14 protein-coding genes are annotated in these 13,231 nt (G+C 28.5%); 7 read left to right on the forward strand and 7 right to left on the reverse strand.

From position 1 onward, the window contains the following. Positions 1–258 precede the first annotated feature (258 nt). On the forward strand, positions 259–543 hold the full coding sequence (locus CXF68_RS02920) for a hypothetical protein (protein ID WP_101042852.1): 285 nt from the start codon (positions 259–261) through the stop codon (positions 541–543). Position 544: 1 nt separating this feature from the next. After that, positions 545–1,009 carry a hypothetical protein gene (locus CXF68_RS02925; RefSeq protein ID WP_101042854.1) on the forward strand — a complete coding sequence of 155 codons (465 nt, stop codon included), beginning with the start codon at positions 545–547 and terminating at the stop codon, positions 1,007–1,009. Between the two features lie 731 nt (positions 1,010–1,740). Here the strand turns inward: CXF68_RS02925 and tyrS are convergent. After that, positions 1,741–3,045 carry a tyrosine--tRNA ligase gene (gene tyrS / locus CXF68_RS02930; RefSeq protein ID WP_101042856.1) on the reverse strand — a complete coding sequence of 435 codons (1,305 nt, stop codon included), beginning with the start codon at positions 3,043–3,045 and terminating at the stop codon, positions 1,741–1,743. 62 nt (positions 3,046–3,107) lie between these two features. On the opposite strand from tyrS, the gene CXF68_RS02935 reads away from it, so the two are divergent. Beyond that, positions 3,108–4,109: an NAD-dependent epimerase/dehydratase family protein gene (locus CXF68_RS02935; RefSeq protein ID WP_101042858.1), complete on the forward strand. Its 1,002-nt coding sequence runs from the start codon at positions 3,108–3,110 to the stop codon at positions 4,107–4,109. Here CXF68_RS02935 and CXF68_RS02940 read toward each other — a convergent pair. From CXF68_RS02940 to CXF68_RS02950, 3 genes are read right to left on the reverse strand one after another with little or no spacing between them, the layout of a single operon-like run. After that, complete coding sequence (locus CXF68_RS02940; protein ID WP_101042859.1) at positions 4,106–4,594, reverse strand: DUF4296 domain-containing protein; 489 nt, start codon at positions 4,592–4,594, stop codon at positions 4,106–4,108. The genes CXF68_RS02935 and CXF68_RS02940 overlap by 4 nt on opposite strands. Further along, the gene (locus CXF68_RS02945; protein WP_101042861.1) at positions 4,595–5,932 is read right to left on the reverse strand and encodes a dihydroorotase; all 1,338 of its coding nucleotides are present in this window, start codon (positions 5,930–5,932) and stop codon (positions 4,595–4,597) included. A 2-nt stretch (positions 5,933–5,934) separates the two neighbouring features. Then, positions 5,935–6,657, reverse strand: coding sequence for a polyprenol monophosphomannose synthase (locus CXF68_RS02950; RefSeq protein ID WP_101042862.1), 723 nt, complete (start codon positions 6,655–6,657; stop codon positions 5,935–5,937). A gap of 82 nt (positions 6,658–6,739) precedes the next feature. Here CXF68_RS02950 and CXF68_RS21160 point away from each other — a divergent pair, with 82 nt between their 5' ends. From CXF68_RS21160 to CXF68_RS02970, 4 genes are all read left to right on the forward strand, one after another. Further along, a complete protein-coding gene (locus CXF68_RS21160; protein ID WP_157821840.1) occupies positions 6,740–7,381 on the forward strand; it encodes a DUF4271 domain-containing protein in 642 nt (213 codons plus the stop codon). Between the two features lie 13 nt (positions 7,382–7,394). Then, on the forward strand, positions 7,395–8,141 hold the full coding sequence (locus tag CXF68_RS02960; RefSeq protein ID WP_101042866.1) for a uroporphyrinogen-III synthase: 747 nt from the start codon (positions 7,395–7,397) through the stop codon (positions 8,139–8,141). Positions 8,142–8,264: 123 nt separating this feature from the next. Next, positions 8,265–9,266, forward strand: a complete 1,002-nt coding sequence (locus CXF68_RS02965) for an inorganic phosphate transporter (protein WP_101042867.1) — start codon at positions 8,265–8,267, stop codon at positions 9,264–9,266. Between the two features lie 69 nt (positions 9,267–9,335). Further along, positions 9,336–10,220 carry a sterol desaturase family protein gene (locus CXF68_RS02970; protein ID WP_101042869.1) on the forward strand — a complete coding sequence of 295 codons (885 nt, stop codon included), beginning with the start codon at positions 9,336–9,338 and terminating at the stop codon, positions 10,218–10,220. 3 nt (positions 10,221–10,223) lie between these two features. Here CXF68_RS02970 and CXF68_RS02975 read toward each other — a convergent pair whose 3' ends face one another. The 3 genes from CXF68_RS02975 to CXF68_RS02985 are packed head-to-tail and all read right to left on the reverse strand — an operon-like array spanning position 10,224 to position 13,214. Further along, a complete protein-coding gene (locus CXF68_RS02975; RefSeq protein WP_232771599.1) occupies positions 10,224–11,489 on the reverse strand; it encodes an outer membrane protein assembly factor in 1,266 nt (421 codons plus the stop codon). Beyond that, positions 11,489–12,229 (reverse strand): hypothetical protein, encoded by a 741-nt coding sequence (locus CXF68_RS02980; RefSeq protein ID WP_101042870.1) that lies wholly within the window; start codon positions 12,227–12,229, stop codon positions 11,489–11,491. Before CXF68_RS02980 ends, CXF68_RS02975 begins: the two co-directional genes overlap by 1 nt. Then, entirely contained in the window at positions 12,219–13,214 is a 996-nt protein-coding gene (locus tag CXF68_RS02985; RefSeq protein ID WP_101042871.1) for a glycoside hydrolase, read from the reverse strand. The genes CXF68_RS02980 and CXF68_RS02985 overlap by 11 nt, the downstream gene beginning before the upstream one ends. Positions 13,215–13,231 lie beyond the last annotated feature (17 nt).

Below are 13,231 nucleotides of genomic sequence, written 5' to 3' on the forward strand. Positions count from 1 at the left end.
AACCTAATCTTGTAAAAAAAACAAAACAAGTTTCTTTTTTAGATGTTGCCTTTATACATTCATACCTTTTTTTAGTTATTGATGATATTTTATTAACTTTTTTTAAAAAACTACAATATTGGAAATCATCAAAATTGGAAAATAAATACCTGGTATAATAAAAAGGAATTAATAGAAAAATATAATTTATTTCTTTTAAATGATACAAAACAAGATAAGTATATAGATTTCTATAAAAGTGAATTCTATTCTAAAAAAATGGGTGATTGGGATAATTCAAGTGTTCAAAAACCTGTTTTTGTGAAAGACTATAAGGAGTCTATTTTTCAAAAAGAATCATTAGGAGATGAATATATGTTACTTCATAAAAATGTTATTTTAGATTTAAGTAAAACAAACGAAGATATGTTTAGGTTTTTTAATGCTCCTCCAGGAGGATGTTTTGTGTCAGAGAGATTAAAAAATGACATAGAAGAAAATGGTTTTACAGGAATGGAATTTACAGAGGTTAGTGAATTAGATCGAGTCAATATTATTTATTAAAATGGAAGAAGAAAATTTAGTGCAAAATTGGATTGACACAGATAAAATGTTGTTTGATACTTTAGTTGAAATTCAAAACATAGAAGAAAATGATCGAAAGCAAGCTAAATTAGCCTTTCAACGTATTTCAAAAATGCACAATCTGCCTTTATATCCTGAAGATAATGAAAACGGTAAGTTTTTATCTTCAGTTTATGAAACATTAGCTTTATTAAATTATTTAGAGCCTGATGGAGATATTAGAGGTCATGTATTATCATCTATATTTAATGTAAAAGAAGGATATGTCATAGATATGAGCCTAGTTTATCAAAAAAAAAATAATAATGAGGAAGCTCCTGCTGATTTTATAGGAATAGGATATAAAGGAGAGGTTATAGATGTTTTGCCAATATTTGTAATGAAAGAACAAAATTGGTTTGATTTAGGATGTAAATATTTTACAAAGGAGATATATTTAATTTAGAAATTAAGGAATCTAAAGATAGTATTAAGGGAATTTAATGGGTATAAATGTTACATGGTAGAGTTTAATGATATCGAGAAATTAGAGGTGGAAGGTTCTTTTTTTAAGTTTAATAAAAGTTATGAATTGTATGTAACTGATGAATTAAAATATCATCCTTTTTTTAGGTATAAAGAAATTTTAAATAAGTATTATCCAATAAAAACTTAATTTTGATTATTTAACTTCTTTTTTCAAAAGGATAACCTCTAAATAAAAAAGGTTGTAATATTTGTTTTTTATTAATTACTTTCCAATAATTGCTAGTTAAACTTATATAAATTTATTGTCTTTTACATAAAGTAATATTTACCGTTACATCGAAGCTTTGGTTTGTCTTTACTGATACATAATACTTTTGATATATAGTCGTAATTTATTACATACTCTACAAACGGAGCAACAGGTCGCAACATAGCAATCATATACAAAAAAAATCGAATAAATATTATTTTAATTTATTCTAAATAAAGACGTATATTTGCATCGAATTTATATAGGTTATGATTGTATTCTACACTGAAAATAAAAAAATTACACCACTTGTTACATTACAGCGAGAGATAGCATGTTCTTCTATCTGCTCTTCAAACTGTATAAAACCAAAAAATAAGTGTTGTAATAAATACCAAAAAAAAGGCATCAACTGTAAGCGATGCCCTTTAACTTTTGATATTAAAATAGCTTCTTAACTAAGCTACTTTTAATAAGAAATAACTCTTTTTTCCACGTTGTAATAACACATATTTATCTGCAATTAAATCTTCTGCTGTAATTGCAAAATCTTCTTTTACTTTTACTTTATTTACAGAAACAGCGTTTTCTTTTAAAGCTCGCTTAGCATCTCCATTAGATTTTAAAAAGCTTGTTTTTCCTGATAAGGCATCTATCATTGATAATCCTTCTGAAATATCAGCTTTAGAAACTTCTGCTTGCGGTACTCCATCAAAAACATCTAAAAACGTTTGTTCGTCTAAACTTTTTAAATCTTCTGATGTAGATTTTCCAAATAAAATATTAGAAGCTGCTACTGCTTTTTCTAGTTCTTCTTTAGAGTGAACAAGTGTTGTTACCTCTTCAGCTAACTTTCTTTGAAGTACTCTTTGGTGAGGAGCTTCTTTATGCGCTTCTATTAACAAGTTTATTTCATTTTTATCTAAAAAAGTAAAAATCTTAATATACTTTTCAGCATCTTCATCTGATGTATTTAACCAAAATTGGTAAAATTTGTATACTGATGTTTTATCTGCATCTAACCAAATATTTCCTCCTTCAGATTTCCCAAACTTTGACCCATCTGCTTTTGTAATCAAAGGACAAGTCATTGCATACGCTTTTGCCTCTAATCCTACATTCATTCTACGAACCAATTCTGTACCTGTAGTTATATTTCCCCACTGATCAGAACCTCCCATCTGTAATAGACAATTGTGGTTTTTATATAAATGGTAAAAATCATATCCTTGAATTAATTGATAAGTAAACTCAGTAAAACTCATTCCGCTATTAGAATCTCCTGTAATACGTTTTTTCACAGAATCTTTAGCCATCATGTAATTAACTGTTATACGTTTACCTACATCTCTTGCAAACTCTATGAATGAAAAATCTTTCATCCAGTCATAGTTATTAACTAATAAAGGTGCATTGGCTTTATCGCTATCAAAATTTAAAAAACGAGCTAAAGTTCGTTTAATTCCATCTACATTTTTAGCTAATGCTTCTTCATTTAATAAATTACGTTCATCAGATTTCCCTGAAGGATCACCAATCATTCCTGTTGCTCCACCTACTAAAGCTAAAGGTTTATGGCCTGCTCTTTCAAGATGTACAAGTAATATAATCGGCACCAAACTTCCAATATGTAATGAATCAGAGGTTGGATCAAAACCAATATATGCCGCAGTCATTTCTTTTTGTAATTGTTCTTCAGTTCCTGGCATCATGTCGTGAATCATTCCACGCCAACGTAATTCTTCTACTAAATTTTTGGTCATTTTTATGAGTTTTAAAAGAAACAAAGATACATTTATCGTTGAAAAAATTCTATTTTCGTTATATGATTTTAGTTACAGGCGGAACAGGATTAGTAGGGGCACATTTATTATATCATTTAACTCAAAAAAATGATATGATTCGTGCTATTTACAGAACTGATAAAAAAAGAGAAAATGTAAGAAAAATATTTTCATATTATACTGAAAATGTTCAAGAACATTTTTCTAAAATTGAATGGGTACAAGCAGATATCACTGATATTCCTTCATTAGAACCTGTATTTAAAAAAGTAACAGAAGTTTATCATTGTGCAGCATTGGTTTCTTTTGCTCCAAAGGATTACAGGAAAATGCGTCAGGTAAATATTGATGGTACCGCAAACATTATTAATTTTTCTATTGAAAATAAAATTAATAAATTTTGTTTTGTAAGTTCTATTGCCGCCATTGGAAACTCTATAAATGGAAAACCAGTTGATGAAGGAAATGAATGGTCTGAAAATGATAATCATAACGGATATTCTATTACAAAATATGGTGCTGAAATGGAAGTCTGGAGAGGTAGTCAAGAAGGATTAAACGTTATTATTGTTAATCCTGGAGTAATTTTAGGTAGTGGTTTTTGGAACGAAAACTCAGGAAAATTATTTACACAAATAAATAGTGGTTTAAAGTTTTATACTGAGGGGATTACTGGTTTTGTAGGAGTACATGATGTCGTTAAAGCAATAATTTTATTAATGAAATCTAACATTAAAAACGAACGTTTTGTTTTAGTTTCTGAAAATAAATCTTTCAAAGATGTTTTATTTTCAATTGCAGATACTTTTAATAAAAAAAGACCCTCCATAAAAGTAGGTAAAATAATTACGGCTATTACTTGGAGGGTTGATTGGTTATTTACAATAATTACAAACAAAGAGCCGCTGTTAACTAAAAACTCAGCAAGGTCTTCTCATAATATATCTCATTATTCTTCAATAAAAATTAAAAACCAATTAGGTTTTGAGTTTGAATCAATAGCTAAATTGTGTGCTACAATCTGTAGAGATTTTAAATCCTAGTTTTTAATATTTAGTTTTCTTCCTTTTAATAATTTTGAATTTTTTTCCATCAACATTTGAGGCATATCATCATATTCCATTTCTCTTGGATCGATAGTAGAATCATTCATAATTCTTTTCTTACCACCATGTATTGAATCATATATTGATCGTTCTTTTTTAATAATATTGCTAAGAGAATCAATATTTGAGCTTACTTTTTCAAGTATTTCAGTATACTCTTCTATTTTAGAGGTGTAATACTTATTACTTATATCGAATCGTGTGGTATCTATTTTATACTTTTCATAGACCAAAATGGTATAATTCTTCTCCCTTTTTAAAAGCTTGTCCTTTTTTCCATTTGCTGATGAAGCAATGTACATATCTGTTAATAAAGCAACCATAGAATCTTTTGGAATTAGATTCTTAGGTTGTTTATATATAGTATTGCTCGTGCAAGAAAACAGAAATAAACAAAAAAATATGTAATAAAAATATTTCATTTATCTTTTAAATTCTAATCTTTTCCCTTTTGTTTCTTCATCAAAAATACCGTTCGCATACATTAAGTTTCCATTAACAAAAGTATGTGTAATTTTACTTGAAAACTCTACCCCTTCAAAAGGAGACCATCCACATTTGTATAAAATATTTTCTTTGGTAACAGTCCAATTTTTATTAGTATCTATTAACACTACATCAGCATAAAAACCTTCTTTAATAAACCCTCTTTTTTCTACTCTAAATAGTTTTGCAGGGTTATGACACATTTTTTCTACCGCTTTTTCAATTGGTAAAACACCTTCTTTTACTTTTTCAAAAAGAGCAGTTACAGCATGTTGTACCAATGGACCTCCACTTGGCGCTTTGGTATACACATTGTCTTTTTCCTCTAAAGTATGAGGTGCATGATCAGTAGCTATCACATCAATTCTGTCATCTAATAAAGCTTTCCACAAACCATCTTTATCTTTTTGAGATTTTACAGCTGGGTTCCACTTAATGTGTGTTCCTTTTTTATCGTAATCTTTATCTGTAAACCATAAATGATGTATACACACTTCTGCTGTAATTTTCTTTTCCTCTAAAGGAATATCATTTCTAAACAGATGTGTTTCTTTTTCAGTTGATAAATGAAATACGTGTAATCTTGCTCCTGTTTTCTTTGCTAATTCAATTGCTTTAGATGACGATAAATAACAAGCCTCTTCACTTCTAATAATTGGGTGATATTTTAATGGAATATCATCTCCGTATTTTTCTTTATACTCTTCTGTATTTTTTCTAATAGTTACCTCATCTTCACAATGTACAGAGATTAACATATCTGTTGATGAGAATATTTTTTCTAAAACCTCTTCATTATCTACCAACATGTTTCCTGTAGATGAACCTAAAAACAATTTAATTCCTGCTACATTTTCAGGGTTTGTTTTAAGTAATTCTTCTAAATTATCATTCGTACCACCAAACATAAATGAATAGTTAGCGTATGATGTTTTTGAAGCAACTTCAAATTTATCTTCCAGTAATTTTTGTGTAGTAGCTTGAGGAACCGTATTAGGCATTTCAATGAATGATGTAATTCCTCCTGCAATAGCGGCTTTACTTTCAGTTGCGATGTTTGCTTTATGAGTTAATCCTGGCTCACGAAAGTGCACCTGATCGTCAATCATCCCTGGAATTAAATACTTTCCTTTTGCATCAATAATCTCTACATCTGAAACTGTATTAATTTCACTTGAAATTTTCTTAATATAATTCCCTTCAATTAAAACATCGCTTTTAAAAACTTTATTTTCATTAACGACGTTCGCATTTTTAATTAAATATGACTTCATAATTATTTTGGTAAACCTTTTAATCTCATTTTTATAACACCAAATAAAGCTTCGGATATAATACCTCCACTCATTTTTGACTCCCCTAAAGTTCTATCTGTAAAAATAACTGATATTTCTTTAATTTTAAATTTATGTTTCCATGCTTTATACTTCATTTCTATTTGAAAAGCATATCCTATAAATTTTATTTTATCAAGTTTTATTGTTTCTAAAACCTCTCTTTTCCAACATACAAAACCAGCTGTTGTATCGCTTATTGGTAAACGCGTAATAAATCGCACATATTTAGATGCAAAATAAGATAATAATACTCTATACATTGGCCAATTTACGACATTTACTCCAACAGAATAACGTGAACCAATTGAAACATCGGCTTCATTACTGGCACAAGCGTTATATAATTTGATTAAATCAGTTGGGTTATGCGAAAAATCAGCATCCATTTCAATAATAAAGTCGTAACCTTTATTTATCGCCCATTTAAACCCATGAATATAAGCACTTCCTAATCCGTTTTTACCTATTCTTTTTTCAATATAAAGTTTATTAGGGTATTCTTTTTGAAGTTTATTAACAATATTAGCCGTTCCATCAGGAGAATTATCATCTACAACTAAAATATCAAACTCTTTTTCTTGACTGAAAGTTGCACGTATTATCGCTTCTATATTTTCTTTTTCGTTATATGTAGGGATTATAACTAAAGCATCTGACTTCATCTAATTTTCATCTAAATCTAGGCAAATATACACTAAATTATCACTAATTTTGTGTTAAATAAAAAGCATAAAACAAATACGATTGCAAGCTACTGAACGCATTATAACTCATAATAACTGGATTACTTTAGTAATTTTATTTGCTATCGTTTTACTTGTTATAATGAAGTTAATTAAACCAAATCAATTACTAGGATATACAATTGCTTTTTTTATCTCTGGTTTTTTCCAGAAAAAAACACAAGACAATACACCCTTTTATTCTTTTTTTAATTTACTATTATTCACTTTTTCATCCATAACAATATCGCTGTTTTTGTTTTTAATTATTTATTCAGAAAAACAGGAACACAATTTTTTTAATTTTCTTGTGTTATTATCAATACTAACCACATATTTTATTGTTAGACATCTATTAGATTATTTTTTATCTAATATTTTAGGACTTTCTTTAGCTACAAAATATTTTTTAGTTACAAAATCGGGATATCTAAACAGCCTTAGTTTATGGCTATTCCCTTTTATTATTATATATCAATACGCATTTAATAACAGTTTATTTTTAATTATTATTTTCTTTATCTTATTTATTTTCAGACTGTTTTTAATTTTAATTAATAACAAAAAAATAGTTATACTCAAGTTGTTTTATTTTATTTTGTACTTTTGCACCCTCGAAATAGCCCCGCTATTAATTGCTTATAAAATAATAACTACTACGTAAAGGGAATAAATACATGAAAGTAAAAACTATTTTAGTCTCTCAACCTGCTCCTAAGACGGAAACTTCACCTTATTTTGATTTAGCCGAAAAACAAAAAGTAAAAATTGATTTCCGTTCTTTTATTCATGTCGAAGGTATCGACGGAAAGGAAGTTAGAACTCAAAAAATTGACTTAAACAACTATACTGCAATTATCTTAACAAGCAGAAATGCTGTAGATCATTTTTTCAGAATTGCTGAAGAAATGCGTTTTACAGTTCCTGATTCTATGAAATACTTTTGTCAATCGGAAGCTGTAGCTTACTATTTACAGAAATATGTAGTATATAGAAAACGAAAGATTTATGTTGGAAGCAGAACTTTTCCTGATTTAATTAAATTAATTAAAAAACACAAAGACGAAAAATTTTTACTACCATCGTCTGACAAATTAAAAGCATTAATACCTAGCGAATTAGACAAATTAGGCGTAGACTGGAAACGTGCGAATTTATACAAAACAGTAGTAAGTGATTTATCTGATTTAGAAAATGTTTTTTACGATGTTCTAGTCTTTTTTAGCCCTTCAGGAATTGATAGTTTATTTAAAAATTTCCCTAATTTTAAACAGAATGAAACAAAAATAGCTGTTTTCGGAAACTCAACTATAAAAGCGGTAAAAGACAGAGGTTTACGTGTAGACATTGCTGCTCCAACACCTGAAACACCATCAATGACAATGGCTTTAGACAAATATATAAAAGACCTCAACAAGAAATAATTCATTTACTTTTTAACACATACACAAAACCGTCAAAAAATATTTTGACGGTTTTTTTTGTTAAAATTAGTAAGTATAAGCAAAGCTATTCGTCAAAACTGTAATATTAAAAATTCTAATTAAATGATATTAATACTTCTTTTTATTGCCGCTTGTTTTTTAGCTTATAGTAATGGTGCTAATGATAATTTTAAAGGTGTTGCTACTTTATTCGGCTCTGGAACTACCAATTATAAAAAAGCAATTAACTGGGCTACAATCACAACTCTTTCAGGATCTATTGCTGCTATTTTTTTAGCGGAAGAATTAGTTAAAAATTTTTCAGGAAAAGGTTTAGTTCCTGATGAATTAATACAAACTCCAATTTTTGCAATTGCAATCGCTCTAGGTGCTGCTATAACCGTTTTTTCTGCAACTAAAATAGGAATGCCTATTTCTACTACTCATAGTTTAGTTGGAGCCTTATTTGGAGCAGGTATTATGGCAGTTGGTTCAAGTTTTAATTTTCACAAACTTGGTAATACTTTTTTAATTCCTTTAATTGTTAGCCCACTTATGGCCGCTATTTTAAGCTTAATCACCTATTTATTTTTCAAGTTTTCACGAAAAAAAATACCTTCTTTAAATAAAGACAAGCCTACCTTATTCGGAATTAGCACCACCAAAATTCTAGATTTTTTACATTATATCAGCTCTGGAGTTGTAAGTTTTGCTAGAGGATTAAACGACACCCCTAAAATTGTAGGTTTATTAATCATAATTAATACAATTGATGTTAAATGGAGTATGATTTCTGTTGCTATTATCATGGCTTTAGGAGGATTATTAAATGCAAAAAAAGTAGGTGAAACGATGAGTAAAAAAATCACCCAAATGAATTCTGGACAAGGATTTACCGCAAACATGATTACAGGTTTATTAGTAACCACAGCAAGCATACATGGCTTACCTGTTTCTACAACTCATGTTTCTGTTGGTTCTCTTTTTGGAATTGGAACTGTTACTAAAAAAGCGAATTATAAGGTAATAGGTAAAATTATTTTATCTTGGGTACTTACACTACCTATAGCAGCAATTATGAGTGCTATTATTTTTAAAATCTTATCTATAATTGTATCTGTTTAACTTAAATAAAAAAATCTTAACTATCTTTATTTTGTTATTTTTATACCCAAGCAAACATTCTTTAATCTAATGAACAAATACTTAGATATCATAAAAAGCTCTTATTCCAACTATTGGAATTACATAAAACAATCTGTTTTAATGGAATTAAATTGGGAGAATTATTTTTATGGTTTAATTATTATTTCTTTGTTTGTTTGGGGCTTAGAGATAGTTTTTCCTTGGCGTAAAAACCAATCCATATTTAGAAAGGATTTTTGGTTAGATGGTTTTTATATGTTTTTTAATTTCTTTTTATTAAACCTCATTATTCTTATTGCTTTATCTAATTCTGCAGCTCAAATATTTAATGATCTTTTAGGTTTTATTGGACTTTCTATTGAAAGTTTTCAATTATTCAACATTAACGAATTTCCTCTTTGGGTACGTCTTCTTGTATTTCTTGTTATTATTGATTTTGTACAATGGTTTACACACACCCTTTTACACAGATATGATTTTTTATGGAACTTTCACAAAGTACATCATTCAGTAAAAGAAATGGGATTTGCTGCACATTTACGTTATCATTGGATGGAACCAGTATTATATAATTCTATGAAGTATATTCCATTAGCTATTATAGGCGGATTTACAGCAAAAGACATTGCTTTAGTTCACTTTTTTAATATTACTATTGGTCATTTAAATCACGCGAATATTAATTGGGATTATGGTTTTTTAAAATACATTTTAAACAATCCTAAAATGCATATTTGGCATCATGCAAAAGAATTACCTATAGAACGAAGAAAAGGTGTTAATTTCGGGATTACTTTAAGTATTTGGGATTATATATTTAAAACAAATTACATTCCCCATAGTGGACGCAATATTGAAATTGGCTTTACTGGAGATGAACAGTTTCCTAAAGGTTTTCTTAATCAAGAAATATACCCTTTAAACTCGAAGTAACATTTAAAAGTATTGCCCTATTCCAAAAACCAATCCTTTAGATGAATTTTTGGTTAAACCATGTCCATAATCAATTCTAAATACGGCATTGAATATTTTTTTATTGATAAACCGTAATCCAATTCCTGAGTATACTTGAATATTTTCACCTTTAATAAAATCACTAAGGCTTCCCCCTGGGTTTCTCCAAGAACCCGCATCAACAAATGAGTTTCCTTGCATAACAAACCAATTATTCTCATACAGTGTATATCTATATTCAGTATTCCAAACAATACTACCAGTACCTCTATCCACTAAAATACCAACCCCCCTTAAGTTCACATTATTATCTAGTGCGAAAGGAGCAAAAGGACTTTTTATATTTGATGATAATCCAATACGTAATCTATTAGCCCAATTTCCTTTTTCTCCAACTCTCTTATAATAAAAAAAATCATTCCAAGCGATTAAAAAATCTTCTTGATACTCATTTTCAGAAATTACATATTGGCCATAAAACTGATTTTTAAAGCCACTTATATATTGGTAATAGTAATTTAAATTATCGTAAGTATAAACTGTTTTAAGTAACCATTTTTTTACATCTAGTTTCACAGGAATACTTGGATCTGTACTTCCAGTTAAATAATCATATTTTTCTTTAAAATAATTAATTCCAAATTGAAGGTTATTTTTAAAACTCACTTGATATAAGGCAAGAGCTTCATAAGAAATGTTTTGATATTTATAATTTGCTGTTCTTTCATCGAAATATAAAGGTTCTTCACTTACCCATTTTTGATGATGTAAAGCTAACCCCCACCTACTAGAGAACAGTGTTGGAGCTCTGAAATTTATACCATAAGAATTAAACCCGTTGTTCTGATAAAAACCTCCAAAAGTAATATTCTCTCCTAGAAAGTTATAATCCGAAACCCCTACCTTATAAGCTGTTTTTTTATTTGTAGTAGTCCAAATATTAAACTCTGGAATTAACGTAAAATTCTCTTCAATATTAATATATACATTGTATTTATTTTCATAAACATGAAACACTTGAAAATAAGCGTGAGATATTGCTGGCAATCGCTTTAAACGAACAATATCTTCAAATAATAAAATAGAATCTAAAGATGTATTTTTTTTAGTCTCTATTATTTTTTTAATAAGTGATGTTTTAGTTTTTTTAATTCCTTTTATCTTCAAATCAAGAATTATGTTCTCTTGAGAAAACATATAAAAACTGAAACAAGTAGTTAATACTAAAAATGCAAATTTCTTTTTCATTATTCCACTTTAATTGTTTTCTGTAAAACTAAATTAACCCAATTATCTTCACTTACTCCCATCATTGTAAAACCATAATCATTCCCTCTTATTAAATCTGGTGGTGATTCTCTAGTTATGTTTAAAACAACATTTGAAAGATTGTAATATTGAAACCATTCATCATAAGTGTAAGTTCCTGACAGCAGATTATTTTCGAAATCAGTAATTACCTGAAAATAAATAACATTCTCTTTAACAAGACCATCAGCCCAAGTAAATTTAGGTTTTAAACTTACTGATTTATCAACAATTACATTGTTTGTCCATTCCGTTGGAATAGATTGATGTTTTAATCGAATAGAGTTCGATTTATAAAACTCCCCACTTACTTCGTAAGTAACAATACACCAAACTTCTTTTGTACTTTCTCTTACAAATCTTTCTAAATAACCATTAAAAACACCTTCTTTTTCTAATTCAACTAATTTATAAAGCGAGTAATCATCTTTATTAACATTTACACTTTCTGTTTCAAAATATTGAATATTTTTTGCTGATGGTATTGGGTAATAAAAAATATATGTTTTATTATCGTTTAATTTATCACTTGCTGCGCAAGCAATAACCTCACCTTTATCTAATCCTATTTTACTATTTATTAACTCTTGTAAGTTTGTAAATATGTTAACAGGTGATGTTTCTGTACAACTCCATAAAAAAAAGCAAGAAATTATGATGTAACCTATTTTATTTCCCATACAATTGTTTTAGTAATCTTTCAGCAGGCTTATTCTGAGGTGTAAACCTATTATTATTTTCCCCTCCTACTTCATTGTGTTTATGAAACCATTTCCATAAAAAACCTCCAGCGAACCAATCTTCTTTCCAAAATTGATTATAAATAGCCTCTGTTGCATTTTTTTGAGCTTCTAAATTCACCTGCTCAATTACCTTATTTGAATCCCAAGGTTCTTTACCCGTAAAATCAACACTTCTGTAACCATACTCTGTAAACAAAACTGGTTTATTTACTTTTTTTCGAACTCTTTGAATTTCTTTTTTATGAACCAACCATCCTTCTTCAAACTCTTCTTTCGATGGTGATTTTTTAGTACTTAAAGGAAAATAAGCATCAATACCAATATAATCTAATTGCCCCCAAAAAGGAACTCTTTTGTATTCATCCCAGTTCGCAGCGTACGTTAGTTTACCCTTATAAATAGCTCTTATTTTCTTAACTAAGGCTTGCCAAAAAAGAGGTCTATTAATTACAAAATTCTCTAGCTCTGTACCAATACAAAAAACAGCAGCTTTTAATTCTTGTGCTGTTTTAGCATAAGTTAAAATGAATTCTGAATACGAATCTTCTAATATTTTCCAGTCTTTTTCAGACTCCATTTTAATATCTCCAGTAAATTCTCCTTTCCAAACCCATATTTGAGGCTTAATCATCAGTTTAATATTACTTTTAGTAAACTCTTTGCCATATTGAACAATTCCCTTTTCAGTTTCACCAAACCATTGCCTGTTGGTATTATGAATTATTTTAGGAGAAGATAAATCTTTGATAAAGCCAAAAGGCATCAACGCAACATAGTTGGCTGACACCTTTAAAATAGGAGAAATATGTTTATGGTTTATTTTTTCTGGAGAAGCCACAAAACTAATTCCGTTCATCTTTTTTGTTTGGCTTTTACAAGACAAACATATAAGGCACATTAAAAGGAGTCTTACTATTTTCATAACTCCTAAATTACTGT

Origin of the sequence: Tenacibaculum sp. Bg11-29 (genome assembly GCF_002836595.1) — a bacterium.
GTDB lineage: Bacteria > Bacteroidota > Bacteroidia > Flavobacteriales > Flavobacteriaceae > Polaribacter.

Bases quoted from the DNA above. Each gene is read 5' to 3' on its own strand.
- tyrS (WP_101042856.1), bottom strand. From the start codon at position 3,045: ATGACCAAAAATTTAGTAGAAGAATTACGTTGGCGTGGAATGATTCAC.
- CXF68_RS02985 (WP_101042871.1), bottom strand. From the start codon at position 13,214: ATGAAAATAGTAAGACTCCTTTTAATGTGCCTTATATGTTTGTCTTGT.
- CXF68_RS02960 (WP_101042866.1), top strand. From the start codon at position 7,395: ATGAAAGTAAAAACTATTTTAGTCTCTCAACCTGCTCCTAAGACGGAA.
- CXF68_RS02980 (WP_101042870.1), bottom strand. From the start codon at position 12,229: ATGGGAAATAAAATAGGTTACATCATAATTTCTTGCTTTTTTTTATGG.
- CXF68_RS02925 (WP_101042854.1), top strand. From the start codon at position 545: ATGGAAGAAGAAAATTTAGTGCAAAATTGGATTGACACAGATAAAATG.
- CXF68_RS02935 (WP_101042858.1), top strand. From the start codon at position 3,108: ATGATTTTAGTTACAGGCGGAACAGGATTAGTAGGGGCACATTTATTA.
- CXF68_RS02945 (WP_101042861.1), bottom strand. From the start codon at position 5,932: ATGAAGTCATATTTAATTAAAAATGCGAACGTCGTTAATGAAAATAAA.
- CXF68_RS02940 (WP_101042859.1), bottom strand. From the start codon at position 4,594: ATGAAATATTTTTATTACATATTTTTTTGTTTATTTCTGTTTTCTTGC.
- CXF68_RS02965 (WP_101042867.1), top strand. From the start codon at position 8,265: ATGATATTAATACTTCTTTTTATTGCCGCTTGTTTTTTAGCTTATAGT.
- CXF68_RS02975 (WP_232771599.1), bottom strand. From the start codon at position 11,489: ATGAAAAAGAAATTTGCATTTTTAGTATTAACTACTTGTTTCAGTTTT.
- CXF68_RS02950 (WP_101042862.1), bottom strand. From the start codon at position 6,657: ATGAAGTCAGATGCTTTAGTTATAATCCCTACATATAACGAAAAAGAA.
- CXF68_RS02920 (WP_101042852.1), top strand. From the start codon at position 259: ATGGGTGATTGGGATAATTCAAGTGTTCAAAAACCTGTTTTTGTGAAA.
- CXF68_RS02970 (WP_101042869.1), top strand. From the start codon at position 9,336: ATGAACAAATACTTAGATATCATAAAAAGCTCTTATTCCAACTATTGG.